20 protein-coding genes and 1 tRNA gene are annotated in these 22,634 nt (G+C 71.4%); 13 read left to right on the plus strand and 8 right to left on the minus strand.

Annotated elements, in window-relative coordinates; all coding sequences use genetic code 11:
- Window positions 1-111: 111 nt before the first annotated feature.
- A complete protein-coding gene (locus tag DFH01_RS27965; protein ID WP_146217163.1) occupies window positions 112-1,821 on the minus strand; it encodes a hypothetical protein in 1,710 nt (569 codons plus the stop codon).
- A gap of 471 nt (window positions 1,822-2,292) precedes the next feature.
- Entirely contained in the window at window positions 2,293-3,636 is a 1,344-nt protein-coding gene (locus DFH01_RS27290) for a UDP-glucose dehydrogenase family protein (protein ID WP_109873697.1), read from the minus strand.
- Window positions 3,637-3,952: 316 nt separating this feature from the next.
- On the opposite strand from DFH01_RS27290, the gene DFH01_RS27295 reads away from it, so the two are divergent.
- Genes DFH01_RS27295 through DFH01_RS27315 form a run of 5 tightly spaced genes read left to right on the plus strand, consistent with a single transcriptional unit; the run spans window position 3,953 to window position 7,859 of the window.
- Window positions 3,953-4,933, plus strand: coding sequence for an NAD-dependent epimerase/dehydratase family protein (locus DFH01_RS27295; RefSeq protein WP_109873698.1), 981 nt, complete (start codon window positions 3,953-3,955; stop codon window positions 4,931-4,933).
- 40 nt (window positions 4,934-4,973) lie between these two features.
- A complete protein-coding gene (gene kdsA, locus DFH01_RS27300) occupies window positions 4,974-5,804 on the plus strand; it encodes a 3-deoxy-8-phosphooctulonate synthase (protein ID WP_109873699.1) in 831 nt (276 codons plus the stop codon).
- 3 nt (window positions 5,805-5,807) lie between these two features.
- Complete coding sequence (locus DFH01_RS27305) at window positions 5,808-6,545, plus strand: 3-deoxy-manno-octulosonate cytidylyltransferase (RefSeq protein ID WP_109873700.1); 738 nt, start codon at window positions 5,808-5,810, stop codon at window positions 6,543-6,545.
- Window positions 6,542-7,516, plus strand: a complete 975-nt coding sequence (locus DFH01_RS27310) for a KpsF/GutQ family sugar-phosphate isomerase (protein WP_109873701.1) — start codon at window positions 6,542-6,544, stop codon at window positions 7,514-7,516. Before DFH01_RS27305 ends, DFH01_RS27310 begins: the two co-directional genes overlap by 4 nt.
- Before the next feature lie 28 nt (window positions 7,517-7,544).
- Window positions 7,545-7,859 carry an ETC complex I subunit gene (locus DFH01_RS27315; RefSeq protein ID WP_109873702.1) on the plus strand — a complete coding sequence of 105 codons (315 nt, stop codon included), beginning with the start codon at window positions 7,545-7,547 and terminating at the stop codon, window positions 7,857-7,859.
- Window positions 7,860-7,865: 6 nt separating this feature from the next.
- On the opposite strand, the gene DFH01_RS27320 is transcribed toward DFH01_RS27315, so the two are convergent.
- Entirely contained in the window at window positions 7,866-9,530 is a 1,665-nt protein-coding gene (locus tag DFH01_RS27320; RefSeq protein WP_146217164.1) for a ShlB/FhaC/HecB family hemolysin secretion/activation protein, read from the minus strand.
- A 226-nt stretch (window positions 9,531-9,756) separates the two neighbouring features.
- Here DFH01_RS27320 and DFH01_RS27325 point away from each other — a divergent pair.
- A tRNA-Arg gene (locus tag DFH01_RS27325) sits at window positions 9,757-9,833 on the plus strand.
- A 17-nt stretch (window positions 9,834-9,850) separates the two neighbouring features.
- Here DFH01_RS27325 and DFH01_RS27330 read toward each other — a convergent pair.
- On the minus strand, window positions 9,851-10,204 hold the full coding sequence (locus DFH01_RS27330) for a helix-turn-helix domain-containing protein (protein WP_158287935.1): 354 nt from the start codon (window positions 10,202-10,204) through the stop codon (window positions 9,851-9,853).
- A 164-nt stretch (window positions 10,205-10,368) separates the two neighbouring features.
- On the minus strand, window positions 10,369-11,238 hold the full coding sequence (locus tag DFH01_RS27335; protein ID WP_109873705.1) for an FkbM family methyltransferase: 870 nt from the start codon (window positions 11,236-11,238) through the stop codon (window positions 10,369-10,371).
- Window positions 11,239-11,299: 61 nt separating this feature from the next.
- Here DFH01_RS27335 and DFH01_RS27970 point away from each other — a divergent pair, with 61 nt between their 5' ends.
- The 7 genes from DFH01_RS27970 to DFH01_RS27365 all read left to right on the plus strand — a co-directional run bounded on the left by DFH01_RS27970 (window position 11,300) and on the right by DFH01_RS27365 (window position 18,036).
- Window positions 11,300-11,485 (plus strand): hypothetical protein, encoded by a 186-nt coding sequence (locus DFH01_RS27970; protein WP_146217165.1) that lies wholly within the window; start codon window positions 11,300-11,302, stop codon window positions 11,483-11,485.
- A 78-nt stretch (window positions 11,486-11,563) separates the two neighbouring features.
- On the plus strand, window positions 11,564-12,571 hold the full coding sequence (locus DFH01_RS27340) for a cysteine synthase A (protein ID WP_109873756.1): 1,008 nt from the start codon (window positions 11,564-11,566) through the stop codon (window positions 12,569-12,571).
- An 8-nt stretch (window positions 12,572-12,579) separates the two neighbouring features.
- The gene (gene cysE, locus DFH01_RS27345) at window positions 12,580-13,233 is read left to right on the plus strand and encodes a serine O-acetyltransferase (protein WP_109873706.1); all 654 of its coding nucleotides are present in this window, start codon (window positions 12,580-12,582) and stop codon (window positions 13,231-13,233) included.
- A gap of 58 nt (window positions 13,234-13,291) precedes the next feature.
- Window positions 13,292-14,299, plus strand: a complete 1,008-nt coding sequence (locus DFH01_RS27350; protein WP_109873707.1) for a succinylglutamate desuccinylase/aspartoacylase family protein — start codon at window positions 13,292-13,294, stop codon at window positions 14,297-14,299.
- On the plus strand, window positions 14,296-15,093 hold the full coding sequence (locus DFH01_RS27355) for an enoyl-CoA hydratase/isomerase family protein (RefSeq protein ID WP_158287936.1): 798 nt from the start codon (window positions 14,296-14,298) through the stop codon (window positions 15,091-15,093). Before DFH01_RS27350 ends, DFH01_RS27355 begins: the two co-directional genes overlap by 4 nt.
- A 40-nt stretch (window positions 15,094-15,133) precedes the next feature.
- Window positions 15,134-16,300 (plus strand): acetyl-CoA acetyltransferase, encoded by a 1,167-nt coding sequence (locus tag DFH01_RS27360; RefSeq protein WP_109873709.1) that lies wholly within the window; start codon window positions 15,134-15,136, stop codon window positions 16,298-16,300.
- 527 nt (window positions 16,301-16,827) lie between these two features.
- Window positions 16,828-18,036, plus strand: coding sequence for a hypothetical protein (locus DFH01_RS27365; RefSeq protein WP_109873710.1), 1,209 nt, complete (start codon window positions 16,828-16,830; stop codon window positions 18,034-18,036).
- Between the two features lie 7 nt (window positions 18,037-18,043).
- On the opposite strand, the gene DFH01_RS27370 is transcribed toward DFH01_RS27365, so the two are convergent.
- From DFH01_RS27370 to DFH01_RS27380, 3 genes are read right to left on the minus strand one after another with little or no spacing between them, the layout of a single operon-like run.
- Window positions 18,044-19,705 (minus strand): DEAD/DEAH box helicase, encoded by a 1,662-nt coding sequence (locus DFH01_RS27370; RefSeq protein ID WP_109873711.1) that lies wholly within the window; start codon window positions 19,703-19,705, stop codon window positions 18,044-18,046.
- A gap of 1 nt (window position 19,706) precedes the next feature.
- Complete coding sequence (locus tag DFH01_RS27375; RefSeq protein ID WP_109873712.1) at window positions 19,707-21,341, minus strand: acyl-CoA dehydrogenase family protein; 1,635 nt, start codon at window positions 21,339-21,341, stop codon at window positions 19,707-19,709.
- The gene (locus DFH01_RS27380; RefSeq protein WP_109873757.1) at window positions 21,338-22,531 is read right to left on the minus strand and encodes a CoA transferase; all 1,194 of its coding nucleotides are present in this window, start codon (window positions 22,529-22,531) and stop codon (window positions 21,338-21,340) included. Before DFH01_RS27380 ends, DFH01_RS27375 begins: the two co-directional genes overlap by 4 nt.
- Between the last annotated feature and the right edge of the window lie 103 nt (window positions 22,532-22,634).

The raw sequence follows: 22,634 nt of genomic DNA on the forward strand, positions 1-22,634 counted from the left end.
TTCTTCCGGCGGGCCGTATAGTGCGCACAGGTTGAATCGGCGGGCAACGAAAAAGGGCGGACGTTGCCGTCCGCCCCCGTCTCGTCGCGCCCCGGTTGTCGGGGAAACGGGTCAGACCGGGTCCGGGGCGAGCCGGAAGTCGAGGTCGACCAGCGCGAAGCTCGCGCCCGCATCCACCGTCTCGATGCCGTCCATGCCGCCGGCCGCCTGGATCTCCATGCGGTTGAAGAAGCCGCCGAAGTTGTCCGAGACCGTGAAGCTGCCGTCCCCGCCGGTGATGTCGTGCTCGATCTCCTCGATCAGCGTCGAGCCCTGGTAGAGCCGGACGATGATGTCCACCGCATCCTCCGGCGTGAAGTCGGCGGCGTTGCCATATGTGATGGTGGCGGAGAGCGCCGCGGAGGCCTTCAGCACGAAGCCGAGCACCTCGCCGCGGTCCACCGCGGCCGGCGCGCCGTCGCTGTAGGTGTCCGTGCCGGTCTCGATGTCGGCGGGGCTGCCATTCGGGCCGCCTGCCGTCACATCGGCCGAGTCGCGCGCGGTGTTGACACCGAGCGCGAAGCGGCCCGCGCCGCCCGCGGTCCAGTTTTCGACCACGTGCTCACCATACTGGTGGCCGGATTCGACCTGCGCATTCGCCCAGCCGAAGGCATACATGTCGAGCCAGTCGGTCGTGGCCGGCGCGCCCTGCACCGGGTTGTCGTCGCCATCATTCGCCGGATCGTCGTAGGCCTCGTAGCCTTCGCGCATCCGCCCGAGATTCTCGGCGTCCGCCGGCTCGGCGCCGTCCATGGCGTTGTTCTCGTTCGCGTCGAGATAGGCGTAGAGGTGCCGCTCGAGCAGGCCGCCCGGGGCGGGGTCGCCATCGGTCGCGCGGAACAGGTCGAGCGAGAGCACGCCGGCGCCCGGCACGATGTCCGGCCCGTCGTCGCCGACGGTCAGCACCAGGTCGTCCACCGACCAGCCGGTCGCGTTGCCGACCACCGAGCCGAAGGTGACCTTGTCGCCGCCATTGGCGAGGAACTCGACGAAGAAGCCGCCCGTGTCGCCGACCTCGCTGCCGTTCACCAGGATCTTGCCGAGCTCGTAGTCGATCTCGACCTTCGTGCCGTGCGCCAGCACGCCGAGGTCGAGCTCGCCGGCCGAGGCGTCCTGCACGAAACCGCCCTGCAGGGCGCCGTTGGTGTCCGCGATCGTCCGCGAGTCGGAATCCAGCACCACATTCGTGGCGCCCGAGCCGAGCACCTTCACGGTGAAGGAGACGAACTTCAGCACCGTCGTGTCGGCGACGTCGAAGGTGATGCTGTCGCCGTCGTTCAGACGCGTCGCGTTGCCGTGCAGGTCCCAGCCGCTGCCGTTGACGAAGCCGAAGCCGATGTCGTTGGAGAAGGTGACCCAGTTGTCCGAGACGTCGCTGGTGAGGCGCGCGCCGTTCAGCTTGCCGTGGCCCGAGATGCTCACCGGGTCGTTGCTGCGGTCGATCGCGCTGGTGTTCGTCAGCCGGGTCCCGCCGCCCATGTCGGCGAGGTTGTGGGCGACGACGCCTTCGCCGACCTGAAGGTCGCCCGTGGTGTTCACCGCGCCGGCCGTCGGCGCATTCACGCCGTCGGTCAGGTCGACGCCGAGGGCCGCCTGCTGCTCGGTGGTGCCGACGAAGGCGAGCAACTGCTGCCATTCGCTGCCGGCGTAATCGTAGGTGCCCCCGAGGACGTCGCGCGTGGCGAAGTCGCTCGAGTCATCCAGCGTGTCGAGTTGCGAAGACCCGCTGGTGAAGTCCACCGCCCGCACGCCGAACCAGATCTGTGTGAGACTGGTGCTCATTGTCGTTCCCCATCCTGGGCCCGGGCGGCGCGGTGATCGTCACGCGATCAAGGCCCCCAGGTCTCAATCAGGGATAGCACGAAAAAATAAGTCAATCGACATTTTTTTACAGTGTACGAATAGGCGGCCGGATCGTGATGATCTGTTTTCGTTTGGTGAGCGAAGCCCATAACCATCGGAAAAACCTCATAAAAATATTCTGTTCCTGTCCAATTGATAACCAAAAAATTGAAGAATTTTAATCTATGGGTTGCCGAGGGCTCCAGCGGGCCGCGCATCAGGCGAGCGCGGATTGCTTTCTGCGACGAAATTCAAAGCGTTATCGTGCGATGATCCGCAACCATCGCGCGTTCGGGCGGCAAGTTGCACAAAGTGCAAGCGCCACCCGCGCCGCGAAGCGGCGGGGCGTGATCAGCCAACCCTGCGATGATCGGTCCGGCGCGGCACCCTCGGCCGCGCCGCTTGTGACGCTCAGCCCACCGGCTTCGACCGGCCCGTCGAGGCCAGGTGCGGCCGGCCGCCCACCCGCACATAGTCGAAGCCGTGCCGCGCCATCTCCTCGGCGCGGTAGACGTTGCGCAGATCCACCACCACCGGCGCCGCCATGCGCTGCTTCAGCCGCGCCAGGTCCAGCGCGCGGAAGGCGTCCCATTCGGTGATCAGCACCAGCGCATCCGCGCCATGCGCGCAGTCATAGGCATCGGTCGCGTAGGCGACGTCGGTCAGTTCCTTCTTCGCCTGCTCCATGCCCACCGGGTCGAAGGCGCGGATGCGGGCGCCGGCGCGCTGCAGGGCGCCGATGATGCTGATCGCCGGCGAATCCCGCATGTCGTCGGTGTTCGGCTTGAAGGTGAGGCCGAGCACCGCGATGGTCTTGCCCTGCACGCTGCCGCCGCAGGCCTTCACCACCTTGCGCGCCATCGCGGTCTTGCGCGCGTCGTTCACCGCGACGACGCTCTCCACGATCCGCATCGCGACGCCGTAGTCCTGCGCGCTGCGCATCAGCGCCTTGGTGTCCTTCGGGAAGCAGGAGCCACCATAGCCCGGGCCGGCGTTCAGGAACTTCGGCCCGATGCGCTTGTCCATGCCGATGCCGCGCGCGACCAGCTGCACATCGGCGCCCACCTCCTCGCAGAGATCGGCGATCTCGTTGATGAAGGTGATCTTGGTGGCGAGGAAGGCGTTCGCGGCGTACTTCGTCAGTTCCGCCGTGCGGCGGTCGGTGAACAGCACCGGCGCGGCGTTCAGCGACAGTGGGCGGTAGAGCTCCGCCATCACCTGCTTCGCGCGCTCGTCATTCGCGCCGACCACAACGCGATCCGGGCGCTTGAAATCCTCGATCGCGGCGCCCTCGCGCAGGAATTCCGGGTTCGACACCACGGAGAACTCGGCCTCCGGCCGCGCCTCCCGGATGATGCCTTCCACCATGTCGCCGGTGCCGACCGGGACGGTGGATTTGTTCACCACCACCGTATAGCCGGCCATGGCGCGGGCGATCTCCCGCGCCGCCTCCTGCACGTAGCGCAGGTCGGCATGTCCGTCGCCGCGGCGCTCCGGCGTGCCGACGGCGATGAACACCGCCTCCGCGGTCGGCACCGCCTCGTTCAGGTCGGTGGTGAAGGAGAGGCGGTTGGCCGCCACGTTGTCCGCCACCAGCCGGTCCAGCCCCGGCTCGTAGATCGGGATGATGCCCTTCTTCAGGTCGGCGATGCGCTGCGCATTGACGTCCACGCAGACCACCTCGTGGCCGAAATCGGCGAAGCAGGCCCCGGAAACCAGCCCGACATAGCCGGACCCGATCATCGCCACGCGCATCGCTCACCCCTTCACCTGTGCGGCCGCAGGGGCCGGGCCGGTCGCCGGCGCCCCCTGCGGGCGGCGCCCCCATATCACGCCCGCGCCGCGCCGGGCATGGCCGCACCGCCGCCGAACGGCCCGGCTGCGCAATTCTTGACAATATCCGGCTGCGAAGCGGTTAACCGGGCGCCGGAGCTTGGCGCCCCGCGCGGCGCACCGCTATACCGCCGCGTCCCGTCGGCACCGTCCCGGCGACGGCGGGCCCGCCAGGAGCCTTTGCGCGCATGTCCGCCACAGCCGGCGCCCGCCCTCTTCCGCGACACGCCGCCTGACCATGGGCCAGGTCCTCGTCACCGGCGCCGCCGGCTTCATCGGCGCGCATCTCTGCCAGGCGCTGCTGGCGCGCGGGGAGCAGGTGATCGGCCTCGACAACCTGAACCCGTACTACGATCCCAAGTTGAAGGAGGCGCGGCTCGCCGCGCTGACCGGCAAGGCCCGGCCGGGGCAGTTCGCCTTCCACAGGCTGGACCTCTCGGACCAGGATTCCGTGCTGGCGCTGATGGCGGCGCATCCGGGGCTGGACCGGGTGGTGCATCTCGGCGCGCAGGCCGGGGTCCGCTGGTCGCTGCAGGCGCCCTTCGCCTACACCGCCGCCAACGTCACCGGCACGCTGGCCATCCTGGAAGGGGTGCGCCGGGCGGAGGGGCGGATCGGCCACACGGTCTATGCCTCCACCAGCTCGGTCTATGGCTCCCGCACGGACGGCGCCTTCCGCGAATCGGACTGCGCGGACCGCCCCGCCTCACTCTACGCCGCGACCAAGCTGGCCGGCGAGCTGATGGCGAAGTCCTACACCGACCTCTATCGCCTGAACCTGACGGGCCTGCGCTTCTTCACCGTCTACGGCCCCTGGGGCCGGCCGGACATGGCCTATTGGCTGTTCACCGAGGCGATGCTGCAGGGCCGGCCGATCCGCCTGTTCAACGAGGGCCGGATGCGGCGCGACTTCACCTATGTGGACGACATCGTCGCCGGCGTGGTCGCCGCGCTGGACAATCCGCCCGCCACGCCTGCCCACCGCCTCTACAACATCGGCAACAGCCATCCGGAAGAGCTGCTGGACATGGTGGCGATGCTGGAAGAGCTACTCGGCGTGACGGCGAAGCGCGAGCTGCTGCCGATGCAGCCGGGCGACGTGCCGGCGACCTTCGCCGATGTCTCCGCCATGCAGCGCGACTTCGGATGGCGCCCGACCACCGACCTGCGCACCGGGCTCGGCCGGTTCGTGGCCTGGTGGCGGGGATACTTCGGCTGACCCTTGCGCGGGCGCCCCGGCGGTGGCAGCCACCCGCCGCATGAGCGCCCCGCACATCGTCGAGATCGGACCCGTCCGGCTCGCGAACAACCTGCCCATCGCCCTGATCGCCGGCCCCTGCCAGATGGAAAGCCGCGCCCACGCGCTGGAGACCGCGCAGGCGCTGAAGGAGATCGCGGCGCGGCGGCAGATCGGCCTGATCTACAAGACGAGCTTCGACAAGGCGAACCGCACCTCCGGCAAGGCCGCGCGCGGCATGGGGCTCACCGCCGCGCTGCCCGTCTTCGCCGAGATCCGCGAAAGCCTCGGCCTGCCCGTGCTGACCGACGTGCACGAGGCCGCGCAATGCGCCCCGGTGGCGGAGGTGGTGGACGTGCTTCAGATCCCCGCCTTCCTCTGCCGCCAGACCGACCTGCTGCTCGCCGCCGCCGCCACCGGTCGGGCGGTGAACGTGAAGAAGGGCCAGTTCCTGGCACCCTGGGACATGACCAATGTCGCGGCCAAGATCACCGAGGCCGGCAATCCCCGCGTGATCCTGACCGAGCGCGGCGTCTCCTTCGGCTACAACACGCTCGTCTCCGACATGCGCGCGCTGCCGATCATGGCGCGCACCGGGCACCCGGTGGTGTTCGACGCGACCCATTCCGTGCAGCAGCCGGGCGGGCAGGGGAGTTCCTCGGGCGGCCAGCGGGAATTCGTCGAGACGCTGGCCCGCGCGGCGGTCGCCGTCGGCGTCGCCGGCCTCTTCATCGAGACGCATCCCGATCCCGACCGCGCGCCTTCGGACGGGCCGAACATGGTGCCGCTGCGCGACTTCGAGGCGCTGGTCGCGCGGCTGCAGGCCTATGACGCGCTGACCAAGTCGTTCTGACGCATGAACCCGATCGTCGTCATCCCCGCGCGCATGGCGGCCACCAGGCTGCCGGACAAGCCCATGGCCGACATCCATGGCGAGCCGATGATCGTGCATGTCTGGCGCCGCGCGCAGGAGGCCGAGATCGGCCAGGTCGTCGTCGCCACCGACAGCGAGGTGATCGCGGACGCCATCGCGCGGCGCGGCGGCCGCGTGCAGATGACGCGTGCCGACCATCCCTCCGGCACGGACCGCGTGCATGAGGCGGTCTCCGTGCTCGACCCGACCGGCGCGCATGATGCGGTGGTGAACGTGCAGGGCGACCTGCCGACCATCGCGCCCGCGACGATCCGCGCCGCGCTGGTGCCGCTGATGGACCCGGCGGTGGATGTCGCGACGCTGGTCGCCGAGATCGTGCGGGAGGAGGAGCGCACGGCGCCGCAGGTGGTGAAGATGGTCGGCAGCGTGCTGGCCCCGGGCCGCTTCCGCTGCCTCTATTTCACCCGCGCCACCGCGCCCTGGGGCGAGGGGCCGCTCTGGCATCATATCGGCCTCTATGCCTGGCGCCGCGCCGCGCTCGCGCGCTTCGTGGCGCTGCCGCCCTCCGGCCTCGAGCAGCGCGAGAAGCTCGAGCAGCTGCGGGCGCTGGAAGCCGGCATGCGGATCGAGGCGATCGCGGTGGATGCGGTCCCACTCGGGGTGGACACGCCGGAGGATTTGGCCCGCGCGCGGGAGATTCTGTCGGGCCGCGCCGGATGAGCGACGCCGCACGCCGCGCCACGCTGCTGCGCACCGTGACGCTGGAAGCCGAGGGTCTCGCCGCGCTGCGCGACGCGCTGGAAGGCCCGCTCGGCGAGCGCGTGCTGCAGGCCGTCGCGATGATCCTCGCCCATCCCGGCCGGGTGATCGTCACGGGCATGGGCAAGTCCGGCCATGTCGGCCGCAAGATCGCGGCGACGCTGGCCTCCACCGGCACGCCGGCGCATTTCGTCCACCCCGCCGAGGCGAGCCATGGCGACCTCGGCATGATCGGGCGCGAGGATGTGGTGCTGGCGCTCTCCTGGTCAGGGGAAGCGCCGGAACTCGCGGACATCATCGCCTATACGCGCCGCTTCGACGTGGAGCTGGTGGCGATCACCTCGCGCGCCGAAAGCGCGCTCGGCAGCGCCGCCGATCTCTGCCTGGCGCTGCCGCGCATGCCGGAGGCCTGCCCGAACGGCCTGGCGCCGACCACCAGCACTGCGATGCAGCTGGCGCTCGGCGATGCGCTGGCCATGTGCCTGCTGGAGGCGCGGGGATTCTCGCCCGCCGATTTCCGCGCGATCCATCCGGGCGGCAAGCTCGGCGCGCGGCTGAAGCGCGCGCGGGACCTGATGCACGGGCCGGAGGAACTGCCGCTGGTCCCGCGCGAGGCGACGCTGGAACAGGCCGTGGTGGAGATGACCTCCCGCCGCTTCGGCGTGACCGGCGTGGTGGATGGCGCGGGCGGGCTGGTCGGCGTGCTGACCGATGGTGATCTGCGGCGCGCCTTCCAGCGCGGGCTGGCCATGTCCGGCCCGGTCGCGGGCGCGATGACGCCGACGCCCCGCACCGCGGCGCCCGAGGACCTTGCGGCCGACCTGCTCGGGCTGATGAACGAGAAGCGGATCACCAGCCTTTTCGTGGTGGAGGCCGGGCGCCCCGTGGGCATCCTGCACCTGCACGACCTGCTGCGCGCGGGGGTTCTGTAGCCCCCGGCGCGGTGGTAGTTTCCGCCGCATGCAGAAGGCCCGCATCTACCGCACGCCGAAATCCGCCATGCAGTCCGGCCGGGCGCGCGCCAGAGACTGGACGCTTCAGTACGAGCCGGGGGAGCCGAAGCGGATCGACCCGCTGATGGGCTGGTCCGGATCGGGCGACACGCGGGCGCAGGTGCGCCTGGCGTTCCGCTCCTGCGAGGACGCGGTCGCCTGGTGCGAGGCCAAGGGCGTTCCCTATGAGGTCGAGGCGCCGCCGCCGGTGCGGGCCGACATCAAGCCCAAGAGCTACGCCGACAATTTCCGGTTCGGCCGCACCGACAACTGGACGCATTGAGCGTCCTCAGAACCGCACCAGCACCCGCAGATACGCCGCGTCCTCGCTCAGCGGCGTCGTGTTCGCCCCATCCGGCTGCCGCGTGATCCGCCGCACACCCTCGATGTCCAGCTGCACCCGCTCGTCGAATTGCAGCCGCACGCCCCCGCCCCAGGAGCCGACGGAGCGGTCCAGCGCGAAGGGGCCGTTGTCCCAGGCGCTGCCCTCGTCGCGGAAGGCGTAGAACTGCGTGCCGAGCCGCAGCCCCGGCAGGTCGAACATGGTCGAAAGCTGCAGCTCCAGGCTGCCCGCCAGCGCCCGGTCCCCCGAGACCTGCCCCGCATAGAAGCCGCGCCCCAGCCGGTTGCCGCCCAGATAGAATTTTTCCGCCGGCGGCAGCACGTCGTCGGACCATTGCGCCGCCGCCACGCCGAAGAGCGAGACGAGCCAGCCCTCGGCCGGCGAGAACAGCGGCTGCAGCCGGCTCGCCTCCGCCACCAGTTTGGAGAAGCCGAAGTCGCTGCCCAGGCGTGCCGTGAGCGCGCCGTCGCCGTCGCTGGCGCCGAGCGTGGTCAGCCCCTGCGAGAACCGCAGCAAGCCTGTCGTCGCCGCCGCGGCCGGGGCGGTGGCGAGCCAGGCATCCTGGAAGGCACCGTCGAGCCCAAAGCGCAGCGCGCGCACCGCATCGCGGCTCTGCCGGCTGCGCGATTCGCCTGGCGCGCTGCGGAACTCGACGGTGCTCTCATAGGCGTCGAGCTGGCCCGATAGGTTCAGGTTCAGCGGCCGGCTGCGGATCACGGGATAGAGCAGCGCCGCGCCGGCCACGCGCGTGTCGCCCGCGTAGCCGATCGCCGCCAGGGCCGAGCCCGGCGCCGCCCGCCCGCCGCCGGCATAGGCGCGCAGCCGCAGGCCGGACCCGCCGATGAAAAACTCCTCCGTCACCTGCAGGAAGCTCTGGCCGTTGCCGTCCGTCTGCAGGATCGCGATCTCGCTGCGCTCGCCGAGACCCGTGACGGAATTGAGCTGCCCGACCAGCAGCCCCTGCCAGGCGCCGGTCAGGTCGTAGCCGCGATTGTCCAGGCTGAAGAAGCCGCCGAAGGGCTGGCGGGCGAGTTGCACCACCAGTTGCAGCGCGCCCGGCTCGCCCGCGATGGGGCGCAGCACGCCGCGCGCCGAGACGCCGGCGATGTCGCCCGCCAGCAGCAGCGCGCGTTCCAGCGCCGCCGCCGGAAGCGGGCGCTGGCCGACAAGCGGATCGAGGAAGCGGCGCGCCTGGCGCGCGGCCGGGCCGATCTCGCCTTCCAGCAGGATCTCGGCGATGGCGCCTTCGATCACCTGGAAGCGCAGCTCGATCTCTCCCCGCGGGGACGCGGCCAGCGTCGCGCGCACGGCGACGTAGGGGAAACCGGCCTCGCGATACGCGCCGAGGATCGCCAGCCGCGCCTGCTCCACCTCGGCCAGCGTGACCTGGCGGTTCTCCAGCGCCGCGAAGCGGGCGCGCAACGCGGCCTCGGCCAGCGCGGTGTTCCCCACGATGGAGACGCGCGCCGGCAGGATCAGCCGCGTCGCGCCCGGCCCGGTGACGGCGCCTGTCTCGGGCGGCAGCAGGGAAGGGCCGAGATCGGGCGGCTGCGGCGGGGCGACGCGCTGGATGATGCCGGGCAGGGGCGGCGGCGTCTGCGCAGGCGCCACCCCCGGCACCGCGACCAGCGCGATGGCGAGACAGCGGCGCAGGCGCCGGATCGTCGCTGGTCGCCGCGGAATCGCGCTCGGCTCCTGCTGGGGGCGGAGCCGGAAACTGCCGGCCGGGGGCCGTCGGCGTCAATCCTGGGTTGGATATATCGGAGAGATTGCGCCCGGAACGCGAGGGCGCGCGAGCCTACCCGCTACGCGCGCCGGATGGTAAGGCCGAGCAGGGGCGCCCGTAGCTCAGCTGGATAGAGCATCGGATTTCTACTCCGTAGGTCGGGGGTTCGAATCCCTCCGGGCGCGCCAAGCCGGCCGCGTCGCCGTCACTGCGAGCTGCTGCGCTGGCCCAGCACCGCGTTCAGACGCTCGATCTCCTCCTTCGGGCGGGAGGCGAAGAGCATTGCGTGCATCCAGGGATTGGTCAGCGCCAGCACGCGCCGGCCGAAGATGCGCGGGTCCACGTCCAGCGCCTCTGCGAACGCCATGTAGCGCTCGGACGGCACGACGTTGCGGCCGACCTCGATCGCGCTGATCGAGGTGTAGTAGGTCATCCCCACCGCCTTCGCGAGCTCGGCCTGCGTCAGGCCGCGCCGCATGCGAAGGTCCCGGATGTAGAGCCCCAGGTCGCGCTTGTAGTCGGCCGAGGTCTCGCCCCGGCCGGCCAGCGGCTTGGTCATTGCAACCATTGTGGTCGAACGGTCCCCGCGAAATCGAGAACAATCTATCCGACCGGGACGTTGCAGTCGTGTTCGGTTTTGTTCGGAATGCAGCGCGCGGCGGCACGGCGAATCGGGAGCAGCGCCACATTCGCGCCGGCTGCGTCAGCTTCCCTCACGCGGAATCAGAAGACGAGCGGCCTGCGGCTGAAGACGAGATCGGCCAGCACCACGTCCGACAGCGTGCCGAGTTCGCGCCGGTGCAGACTGCCCTGGCTGTCCACCTCCAGGCAGTGCACGAAGCCGAGGCCGCCCAGCCACGCCTCATGCTCCGCCACGGGCCCATGGCGTGACATCATGCCGGAGCCCCATTCGGTCACGATCACCGCATCGCGCGAACGCCTGAGCAGCCCTTCCGCACCCCGCAAAGCCGGCGGCTCGGAGCCCTCGCAGTCGAGCCGGAAGAGATCCACTTCAGGAAGATCGGGAAGGCGGTCGTCGATCCGTGCGCCCTCGACGGTCACGTGCTCCGTGAAGTCGGCCGCCGGCACGCCGCGCACGACATAGCCGCTGCCGGCATGCGAGGGATGCGTCGCGAAGCTGAGCGAGCCCGGCGCGTCCATCGCCGCGAGCAGGTGCAGCGTGACACGGTCGTCGTAGCCGTTGACGGCGATGCTGTCGCGGAGCAGCGCGACCATCCGTGGGTTGGCCTCGAAGGCGTGGACCCGGCCGGTCGGCCCGACCGCCTCGGCCATGGAAAGCGTGTGGTAGCCCATGTTCGCGCCGACCTCGACCACGGTCGCGGCAGGCCGCAGCAGCCGACGGACCAGCTTCTCGATGTGGACTTCCCAGATGCCGTCCAGGGCGATGTGGGGCGTGAGCCCGACGTCGCGCGTATCCAGGAAGATCTTGTGTCCGCCGCCAGTCACCGCCAGGGCGCGCTGGTCGCCCAGGTAGCAGCAGGGTGGGCGCGAAGGAGGCAGGTTTTCGGCCAGAGCCGTGCCGCGAAGCGCTTTCAGGCGGCGGGTCAGGCGCGTCTTGATCGCGTTGATCATGCTGGTCCCGGCTCCCTTCAGATGCGGAGCGTAGTGCGCGGCATCCGTCCAGGTCAGCAGGGTGTACGCCGACGTGATCGGCGCGCCGGCGAAGCTGCCGGGACTGGCAGAAAAAAACGTCGCCTCCGGCGGCGTGCTGGCGGAAAACGCTGCTCTCCGGCGGGGCGCAACCGAAGAAGAAGTTCGGCGTCTTCATGCGTGCCGAGCATGCATGATCCTCGCTTTCGCGCGAGCCGCCGTGGCCTGAAGCTGGAAAGTGAAGGGGGGCTCGCCTTATGTCGGACGCGATATGCACCGGCCGAAGGACGCGACGATGGATGCCCCGATGCCCGCGACCTCCGTTGTGGATGGCTTCTGGGGCGCCGTCGGCCGCACGCCGCTGATCAGGCTCAAGCGCGCCTCCGAGGCGACGGGCTGCGAGATCCTGGGCAAGGCCGAGTTCATGAACCCCGGCGGCAGCGTGAAGGACCGCGCGGCGCTCGGCATCCTCCAGGATGCGGTGGAGCGCGGCCTGCTCACCCCCGGCCAGCCCGGCACCATCGTGGAGGGCACGGCGGGCAACACCGGAATCGGCATCGCGCTGGCGGCGAATGCGATGGGCTGGAAGAGCATCATCGTCGTGCCCCACACCCAGGCGAAGGAGAAGCTGGACTATCTCCGCATGATCGGCGCCGACCTGCGGCTGGTGGATCCGAAGCCCTTCGCCGATCCCGGCAACTACGTGCATGTCTCCCGCCGCCTGGCGGAGGAGATGGGCGCCGTCTGGGCCAACCAGTTCGACAACCTCGCCAACGCCGCAGCCCATGCGGCGACGACCGGCCCCGAGATCTGGGAACAGACCGGTGGGCGCGTGGATGCCTTCACCTGCGCCTGCGGCACCGGCGGCACGCTTGCGGGTGTGGCGCGCGCCTTGAAGTCCCGGCGGAAGAACATCCGCATCGTGCTCGCCGATCCCGGCGGCAGCGGCCTCTATTCCTGGGTGAAGACCGGGGAGGTGAAGGGCGAGGGCAACTCCATCACCGAGGGCATCGGCCAGGCGGCGCGGGCGCCGGGCAACCTCGCCAGCGCGCGCGAGTTGATCGACGACGCGGTGCAGGTGCAGGACCCTGAGATGCTGGAGCAGGTCTTCGACCTGCAGATGCACGAAGGCATCTCGGTCGGCGGCAGCGCGGGGCTGAACGTCGCGGCGGCGATCCGCGTGGCCCGCGACCTGGGGCCGGGCCACACCGTGGTGACGATGCTCTGCGACGGCGCGGCACGCTACCAGTCCAAGCTGTTCAACCCGGAATTCCTGCGCGCGCGCGGCCTGCCCACGCCGCCCTGGATGGAGTGATCCTTCCGATGGAACTCCTGGAGCTCGCCCGCAACGTACGCACCCGCGACCCCGCCCGCCCCGGCTGGTTCGAGAGCATCTTCTGCTATGCCGGCGTGCATGCGGTGCTGTGGCATCGTCTCTCGCACTGGCTGTGGCGGCATGGCTTCCGCGGCCTCGGCCGGCTCTCCTCGCACATCGCCCGCATGCTGACCGGCATCGAGATCCATCCCGGCGCCATGATCGGCCGCCGGCTCTTCATCGACCACGGCATGGGCGTGGTGATTGGCGAGACGGCGGAGATCGGTGACGACGTGCTGATCTATCACGGCGTCACGCTCGGCGGGCTTTCGGGCCAGCCCGGGAAGCGGCACCCGACCATCGAGGACCATGTGACCATCGGCGCGGGCGCGCAGGTGCTGGGCCCCATCCGCGTCGGCCGCGGCGCGCGCGTCGGCGCGAATGCGGTGGTGGTGAATGCGGTGCGCGCGGGCTGCACGGTGGTCGGCATCCCCGCCCGCCCGCCCAAGGGCTCGCCCTGCGACGATGGCGGCATCGGCTACGGCCTTGGCGGGCTGAACGAGGACCCGGTGGGCGAGCAGCTCGCCGCGCTGCGGGCCGAGATCGCGAGCCTCCGCAGCGAACTCGATCAGGTGAAGGCCGGCCAGGCGGAGCGCGTCTGACCGGCCGCGTCTTGACCCGGCCGGCGCCCCGCCCGACCCTCGGGCGGGGAGAAACGCCATGCGCAGCACGCTGAGTTGCGAGATCGATCTCGACGCGCCAGGCAAGCGGCACGGCTTCCTGCGCCTGCCGCATTCGACGCATGAAAGCGCCTACGGCTTCATCCCGGTCCCCATCGCGGTGATCGCGAACGGCACGGGGCCTACGGTGCTGCTCGTCGCCGGCAACCATGGCGACGAATACGAAGGCCAGATCGCGCTCGGCCGCCTGATCCGGGAGGTGGAGCCGGCCCAGGTGCAGGGCCGCCTGATCATCCTGCCCGCGCTGAACTTTCCTGCCGCGCGCGCGGGCCGTCGCACCAGCCCCATCGATGGCGGCAACCTCAACCGCCTGTTTCCCGGCGATCCCGATGGCGGCGTGACGGAACAGATCGCGTATCACGTGACGGAGGCGCTGCTGCCTCTCTGCAGCAGCGTCATCGACCTGCATTCCGGCGGCTCATCCCTGATGTACACGCCCTCCGCGCTGATCCGCCGCGGCGACGATGCCGCGCTCTTCGCGCGCGGCGTCGCGGCGCTGAAGGCTTTTGGGGCGCCGCATTCCTACATCGTCATCCCCGGCACCAATGGCGGGCGGACACTCTCCGAGATCTGCTTCCGCCGCGGGATCCTGCATCTCGGCACGGAGCTCGGCGGCGGCGGCCACGCGACGCCGGAGGCTATCCGCGTCGCGGAGCGCGGCATCGCCGGCACGCTGCGCCACCTGGAAGCGGCCGACATCGCCTGGGACGCCGACATGCGGAAGCGCAGCACGCGCATCCTCGATGTCGGCGGCGCCGACTACTATGCCTATGCGCCCGATCCCGGCGTGTTCGAGCCGCTGGCCGAGCTCGGCGCCGAGGTGCGCGCGGGCCAGCCGGCGGGCCTGATCCACCACACCGAAACGCCCTGGCGCGCGCCGTCCCGCATCGCCTTCGAGCGCGACGGCGTGGTGCTGGTGAAGCGCTGGCCCGGCATGACCGCGCGCGGCGACTGCCTGTTCCACCTCGGCACGGATACCGGATTGTGAGCGACGACACCCCACTTCTCGTCCAGCGCGACGGCGCCGTCGTGCGCCTGGTGCTCAACCGCCCGCATCGCCGCAACGCGATGAGCGAGGCACTGGTCGCGCGCATGGACGAGGCGCTGGCCGAGCTGCGCACCGACACCACCGCGCGCGTCGTCGTCATCAGCGGCGCCGGCGGGCATTTCTGCGCCGGCCTCGACCTGACGGAAGTCGGCGCGCCGAAGAGCGCGGAGGAAAAACTCGCGGAACAGCAGGCACGCAACCGCCGCACCGGCGCGCGCTTCCAGGCGATCTCGGACCTGAAGCAGGTGGTGATCGCGGCCGTCGAGGGCAGCGCCTATGCCGGCGGCCTCGGCTTCGTCTGCGCCGCCGACATCGTGCTGGCCTCCGGGACGGCGCGCTTCTCCGCGCCGGAGGTGCGGCGCGGCCTGGTGCCGGCGCAGATCCTGCCCTGGCTCACGCGCCGCATGGGCCGCAGCGCCGCCGCGCGGCTCTGCCTGCAGGGCAACGTGATCGACGCCGAGGAAGCCGCGCGCATCGGCCTGGTGCATGCGACCGCGCCGGATGCCGAGGGGCTGGCCCGCCTGCTCGACCTGACCATCGCCGACGTGCTGGAAGGCGCGCCCGGCGCGCTCGCCGAGACCAAGGGGCTGATCGCCGCCCTCGGCGCCGTGCTGCCGCCCGGCTATGGGGAGGCCGGCGCCGAGGCCTTCGCCCGCCAGGCCGCCGGCCCCGAGGCCGCGGAGGGCATCGCCAGCTTCAAGGAGCGCCGCAAGGCCGTTTGGTCCCGCGGCTGATCCGCCCTATTTCAGCGCCACGCGAGGAAGGACATCCGCCATGACCGCCTGCATCGTCGGCTGGGCCCATACCCCCTTCGGCAAGCTCGAGGACCCGGACATCGAGAGCCTGTTCGGCCGCGTCGCGCTCTCCGCCATCCACGATGCGGGCATCGAGCCGGCCGAGGTGGATGCCGCCTTCGTCGGCGTCTTCAACGGCGGCTTCTCCAAGCAGGATTTCTTCGCCTCGCTGCTGCTGCAGCATGTGCCGGAGCTGCGGTTCAAGCCGACGACGCGCTACGAGAATGCCTGCGCCACCGGCTCCGCCGCCATCCACGGAGCGCTCGATTTCCTCGCCGCCAGGCGCGGCCGCTTCGCGCTGGTCGTCGGCGCCGAGAAGATGACCGCGACGCCGACCGCCGAGGTCGGCGACATCCTGCTCTCCGCCAGCTACCGCAAGACCGAGGGCGACATCCCCGCGGGCTTCGCCGGCGTCTTCGGCCGCATCGCGGAGGCCTATTTCCAGCGCCACGGCGACCAGTCCGACGCGCTGGCCGCCATCGCGTCGAAGAACCACCACAACGGCGTCTCGAACCCCTATGCGCAGATGCGCAAGGATCTGGGCTTCGCCTTCTGCCGCGCCGAGAGCGAGAAGAACCCCTTCGTCGCGCGGCCGCTGAAGCGGACCGACTGCTCGCTCGTCTCCGACGGCGCCGCGGCGCTGATCCTGACGGATGAGGAGACGGCGCGGTCCATGGCCAAGGCCGTGCGCTTCCGCGCCGCGGTGCAGGCGACGGACAGCATGCCGATCGCCGCGCGTGACATCATCCGCTTCGAAGGCGCGCGCGCCGCCTGGGGCCGGGCGCTCGACACCGCCGGCCTGAAGCTCGAGGACCTCTCCTTCGTCGAGACGCATGACTGCTTCACCATCGCCGAGCTCATCGAATACGAGGCAATGGGCCTGGCGCCGGAAGGGCAGGGGGCGCGCGCCGCGCTGGAAGGCTGGACGAAGAAGGATGGCAGGCTGCCGGTGAACCCCTCGGGCGGGCTGAAGTCCAAGGGTCACCCGATCGGCGCGACCGGCGTCTCCATGCACGCCATGGCCGCGATGCAGCTGACCGGCCAGGCCGGGGAGATGCAGCTGCCGAAGGCCGATCGGGCCGGCGTGTTCAACATGGGTGGCGCGGCGGTGGCCAATTACTGCTCGATCCTGGAGCGGGTGGGGTAGGCCGCCGGGCTCTGGCACGCCCCTTGCTAACCTCTCAAACGTCATGCGGCGGGCCTGTCCCGTCCCTGGCAGCTTAGCCTTCCTCAACCTTGCCTCGGGCCGGTCCGAAAGGATCGGCCCTTTTTTTGTGCCGCGTCCCGGCCGGGGGCGCGTGGCATGAAGAAGCCGCGTCACGCCGGCCCTGGCGGCGAGTCGCGGCTCGTCGGCCCTCACCGGCCCGACCGGAAATCGCCCCCCTTGCCGATAGCCTTCTGGCCTGCGCACACCTCTGACCCACGCCCCTATTCGCAAAATGCGAAGCAAAAGAGGATGCAATCCTGATCGGGCTTCGGCAGCCTCATCCCATCCGAGGAAAAAATTCTTGCGTCCGCCGCCGCCCGCTGCTAACCCGGCAGCGCCTCGGGCCGGACTCCGTCCAACGCCGCGCAACTCCGCGCCGATCCCGTGGCCCGATCCCCGACGATCCCCATCCGCTCCCTGGATCACGGCCGCACGCGGCCGTGCCGTCACGCGCCCGGAGACACAAGATGAGCGTCATCGCCCTCCCCGCCCTGCTCGGCGTGCACGCCGCGCTGTCGCCAACCCCGCCCCAGCAGGGTGTGCTGGTGGCGAACGGCGCGATCCACCCGCCCCTCGCCTTGCTCCGCGCCCAGGTGAATTCCCGCGCGACGGGCCTCGGCGCCGACGACACCACCATCCAGCTCTTCGCCGCCGACGTGCCGCGCTTCGTCGGCTCCGCCGCACGGCTGCTGGTGGAAGGCCAGCGCACCAACGACATGCCGTCGCCGCTGGCCTTCGGCGCCGGATCGGGCTGGACGGTGCTGAGCGGCGGCACCGGCAGCGCGCCGGTGGTCACCCCGGACTACGGCGCCATCGCCGCGCCCGACGGCAGCTTCACCGCCACCCGCCTGCAACTCGACAAGGGCGCCGGCACCGCCAGCACCGACCAGTCCGGCCTCACCCGCAACACCACGACCAATGCGGCGCGTTTCGTCTGGGCCCGCACCCTCGCCGGCACGGCGACCGTCCAGATCGGCACCAGCAGCACCTCCGCCGCGCTCCAGACGACGGTGGACACCATCTGGCGGCGGCTGGGCTTCAGCGGCGGCGGCGGCGCCCACCGCATCATGCTCAACGGCGCGGCCGGCAGCAGCGCCAGCGCCGACCTGCTCGTCTGGGGCGCCTCCAACGAGCCGAACGGCACCTTCGCCTCCTCGCTGGTCCTGCCGGCGCCCGGCCTCACCCAGGCCAGCACGCGCGGCGCCGACCTGGTCGCCGCCTCGCTCGCGACGCTCGGCATCGGAGGCAACGGTGCCTGCACCGTGCTGTGGTCCGGGCGGCTGCCGCAGCTTGCCACCGGGTCGGTGCAGACGATCATCCAGATGGACGATGGCACGAACACGCTGCGCTGGGTGCTCGACAACCAGCCGACCGGCAGCAGCATGCGCCTCTACGGCACGGGGACCGCGACCGCCTCCACCGGGCTTGCGACGGCCGGCGCCATGATGCGGATGGGCGTCGCCTTCGACGGCGCGGGCCGCGCCGCGGCCAGCCTGAACGGCGCGACGCCCGGCATCGCCACCGGCGGGCCGGCCGCGGGGCTTACGACGCTGCGGCTCGGCACCAACGCCGCGGGCGGCCTCGGCATGTTCGGCGAGACCGCCTTCCTCCAGGTGCTGCCCGCTGTGCTGGACGATGCGGCGCTGCAGTCGGCCGTCGCCGCGCTGCCGGGCTGAGCCCCGTTCAGCGCCGCTTGGCGGGCGGCGGGCGGCGCTTGAGCGGGCGCGTGCCGGCCGGTTCGGGCGCGGCGCGCATCGGCGCGATGCGGATGTCTTCGTCATCTGCGTCGTGCCGGCGCGCCGCGGCTTCGAACCGCGCCGCCGCCCAGGGCGCGATCTCCACGCGCGTCTCGCGCTCCAGCACCGAGATGCGCCCTACTTCCTGCCGCGTCACATGGCCGCGGCGGCAAAGGAAGGGCAGCAGCCAGCGCGGATCGGCGTTCTGCGCGCGGCCGACGCTGAGCTTGAACCACACGCCCTCGCCCCCGCCCTCGCGCCGGTCGCGCGCGGGCGGGGCGCGCGTGGCGGGCTCGGGCGGCTCGATCTCCTCGGGCGCCGGCAGCGCGGCGCCGAGGGCGCGCAGCAGCGCGGCGGCCACGGCCTCCGCGCCCTTCGCCTCCAGCACGGCGCGGCCGAGCGTCATCGCTTCCGCCTCGTTCGTCGCCGTGCCGGCCGCCTCGATCGCCTGTTCGACCAGGCGCTCGTTGTCGCGGGTGCGGATCTGCTCGGCCGAGGGCGGCGGGCCCCATTCGGCCTGGATGCGCGCGGCCGTCAGCAGGCGGTCCGCTTCGCGCCGCCGGTTCGCCGGCACCAGCAGCACGGCCAGCCCCTTGCGCCCCGCGCGGCCGGTGCGGCCGGAGCGGTGCTGCAGCGTCTCCCGGTCGCGCGGCAGCTCGGCATGCACGACCAGGCCGAGCTCCGGCAGGTCGATGCCGCGCGCGGCGACGTCGGTCGCCACGCAGATCTGCGCGCGGCGGTCGCGCAGCGCCTGCAGCGCGCGGTTCCGCTCCGCCTGGGTCAGCTCACCGGAGAGTGCGACGGCGTTGAAGCCGCGTTCCGTCAGGTTGCCGTGCAGGCGGTTCACCGCGGCGCGCGTGGCGCAGAACACGATGGCGCGCTCGTCGTGCCAGCGCAGCACGTTGACCAGCGCGCGCTCGGATTCCCGCGGCGGCACGATCACCGCCTTGTAGGCGATGTCGCCATGCTGCCCGCCTTCCGCCGTCGCCGCGATGCGCAGCGCGTCGCGCTGGTAGCGCTTGGCGAGCGCGGCGATCTCCTTCGGGATCGTCGCGGAGAACAGCAGCGTGCGGCGGGTGTCCGGCGTGACGTCCAGGATCGCTTCCAGCTCGTCGCGGAAGCCCATGTCGAGCATCTCGTCCGCCTCGTCGAGCACGGCGGCCTTGAGGCCCGTCAGCTCCAGGTTGCCGCGTTCCAGATGGTCGCGCAGCCGGCCCGGCGTGCCGACGACGATATGCGCGCCGAGATCGAGCGCGCGGCGTTCGGCGCGGGGATCGGTGCCGCCGACGCAGGCGACCACGCGCGCGCCGGCTTCCGCGTAGAGCCAGGACAGCTCGGCCTGCACCTGCAGCGCCAATTCGCGCGTCGGCGCGATCACCAGCGCCAGCGGCACGCGCGGCGGCCCGACGCGCTCCGTGCCGCCGAGCAGCTCGGGCGCCAGCGCCAGGCCGAAGGCGACGGTCTTGCCGGAGCCGGTCTGCGCCGAGACGAGCAGGTCGCGCCCCGCCGTCTCCGGCGCCAGCACGGCCTGCTGCACGGCGGTGGGCTCGGCATAGCCGCGCGCGGCGAGCGCGCGGGCGAGGGGGGCGGGAAGGTCGGGGAAGGGCATGCTAGTTCAGCCGGCCCAGGATGCCGCGGGCGATGATGTGCGCCTGGATCTCCGCCGCGCCCTCGAAGATGGAGAGCACGCGCGCATCGCACAGCACGCGGCTGATCGGGTATTCCAGCGCGTAGCCGTTGCCGCCATGGATCTGAAGCGCGGCATCGGCATTGGCGAAGGCGACGCGCGCGGCGAGCAGCTTCGCCATCCCCGCCTCCACGTCGCAGCGCCGTCCGGCATCCTTCTCCTTCGCGGCGAAGTAGGTGAGCTGGCGGGCCAGCATCGTCTCCGCCGCCATCATCGCCAGCTTCCCGTAGACGCGCGGGAATTGCAGGATCGGCTTGCCGAACTGAATGCGCGTGCGCGCGTAGGACAGGCCGAGCGACAGCGCGTTCTGCGCCACGCCAAGCGCGCGCGCCGCCGTCTGGATGCGCGCGCTTTCGAAGGTCTCCATGAGCTGCCGGAAGCCCTGGCCCTCGACGCCGCCGAGCAGGTTGGCGACGGGCACCTCGAAGCCCTCGAAGGAGATCTCGTACTCCCGCATGCCGCGATAGCCGAGCACCTCGATCTCCGACCCCGACATGCCCGGCGCCGGGAAGGGATTGTCTTCCGTTCCGCGCGGCTTCTCGGCGATCAGCATGGAGAGGCCCTTGTGGCCGGGGGCTTCGGGGTTTGTCCGAACCAGCAGCGTCATGATGTCGCTGCGGCTGCCATGCGTGATCCACGTCTTGGCGCCATACACCTTGAACACGTCGCCCTCGCGCACCGCGCGGGTGCGCAGGTTGGCGAGGTCGCTGCCGGTGTTGGGCTCGGTGAAGACCGCCGTCGGCAGGATCTCGCCGCTCGCGATGCCGGGCAGCCAGCGTGCCTTCTGCTCTTCCGTGCCGTTCAGACCGATCAGCTCGCCCGCGATCTCGTTGCGTGTGCCGAGGGAGCCGACGCCGACATAGCCCTCGCTCAGCGCCTCGCTCACCAGGCACATCGCGACCTTGCCGAGGCCGAGGCCGCCATGCGCCTCCGGGATCGTCACGCCGAAGGCGCCGAGCTCGCCCAGCTTCGCGATCGTCTCCAGCGGGATCAGCGCGTTGCGGCTGTGCCAGTCCTGCGCATAGGGCGCGACCTCGGCGGCGGCGAACCGGACGAAGGTTTCGCGCAGCAGCGCCATCTCGGGGTCGTCCAGCCCGATCTCGCCGTAGGTCTCGGCTTCCAGCGCCGCGAGCATCGCGCCGCAGGCCGCCGTCATCCGCCGTGCGTCGAAGGGCGCCAGCGCCGCGCGCAGCGGCGCCACCGCCGCGTCGTCCAGGCCGAGATCGGCGGGGCGCGCCATCTCCACCTGGCTCATCGGGATGCCGCCGGCGATCTGCCCGCCATATTCGGCGAAGCCGAGCGTCAGGATCGCGCGCTCCGTCGCGCCCAGCTTGCCGCCGGCCTCCAGCCTCTCCGCCCAGCGCAACGCCTGGCGCAGCGCCTCGACATAGGTCGCGGTCCAGGCCAGGCCGTGCGCGGCGAACTGCTCCGCCTCCAGCGCGACGGCATCGAGCCGCCCGCCCGGCGCCACCTGCCGCGCGATGGCCCCGCGCGCCGCCTCCAGCAGGGATTCCGCGGCCGCGAGCACGCCGCGGCAGTCGCGCATCAGGTCGCTCATGCGGCGCTCCGCGGCAGGATGCCGGCCTCGCGCAGCGCCGCGATGCGCTCCGCGGGCATCGAGAGGCGCTCGGCCAGCACCGCATCGGTGTCGGCGCCGAGCGGCGAGGCGGGGCGCGGCGGCAGCGCCGGCTGCAGCGGCGCGGAGGCCGCCAGCACGCGGCCGACGCCCGGCTGCTCGATCTCGTGGAACAGCGGGTTGGCGGTGGAGCAGCGCGGATCTTCCCGCACCATCTGCCCGAAATCCTGGTAGGCGCCCCAGAGCACGCCCGAGCCCTCGAAGGCCTTGCGCACCTCGGCCAGCGTGCGCGCCGCGAACCAGGGGGCGAGCACGGCGCAGATCGCGTCGCGCGCCGTGTAGCGACCGCCCTCGTCCTCCATGTCCACGTCCATCACCTGGCCGATCAGCGCCAGCCGCTCGGTCAGCCCCGTCGCCTTGCCGATCGCGCGCCATTGCCGGTTGGAGATCGCCGCCACCATCACCCGCCGCCCGTCCGACGTCTGAAAATCACGGCCGAAGGCGCCGTAGATCGCGTTGCCGAGCGGCGGGCGCACATGCCCGTTCAGCTGCACGTCGGCCACATAGCCGAGATTGGCGACGGTGGCGTAGGCGACATCCGAGAGCGCGAGCGTGATCTCCCCGCCCGCGCCGGTGCGCGCACGCCGCCGCTCGGCGGCGATCAGGCCGGTGGCGAGATAGAGCCCCGCCGCCACGTCCCAGCCAGGCATGACATGGTTCACCGGCCGCTCGTCCTCGCCGGTCGCGATGGGGAAGCCGACGGCCGCGTTCACCGTGTAGTCGATGGCATTGGCGCCGTCATGCGTGCCCGTCACGCGCAGCATGATCAGGTCCGGCCGGCGCTTCGAGAGCTCCGCATAGGACATCCAGCCCTTCTCGGCCGGCAGGTTGGTGATGAGGATGCCGGCCTCGGCGATCAGCGCGGCCGCGATCTCCTGCCCCTCCGGCGTGTTCAGCGCGAGGCTGACGCTGCGCTTGCCCTTGTTCAGCGCGGTCCAGTAGAGGCTGGTGCCGGAGGGCGCGAGCGGCCAGCGGCCGATGTCGATGTTGCCGCCCAGCGGGTCGATGCGGATCACCTCCGCGCCCAGCTGCGCCAGCGTCATCCCGCCGATCGGCGCGGCCACGAAGGCCGAGACCTCCACCACGCGCAGGCCTTCGAGCAGCGGCGTCATCGCGATCCATCCCATTCCGGCTGCCGGGAGGGATAGCGCCTGCGCCGCATCTGGCAACCCGCGGCGGCGCATCGCCGCCCGCCCGCTTGCGCATCGCCTCCCA

This window comes from Falsiroseomonas bella (assembly GCF_003173615.1).
In the GTDB taxonomy this organism is placed as follows: domain Bacteria; phylum Pseudomonadota; class Alphaproteobacteria; order Acetobacterales; family Acetobacteraceae; genus Falsiroseomonas; species Falsiroseomonas bella.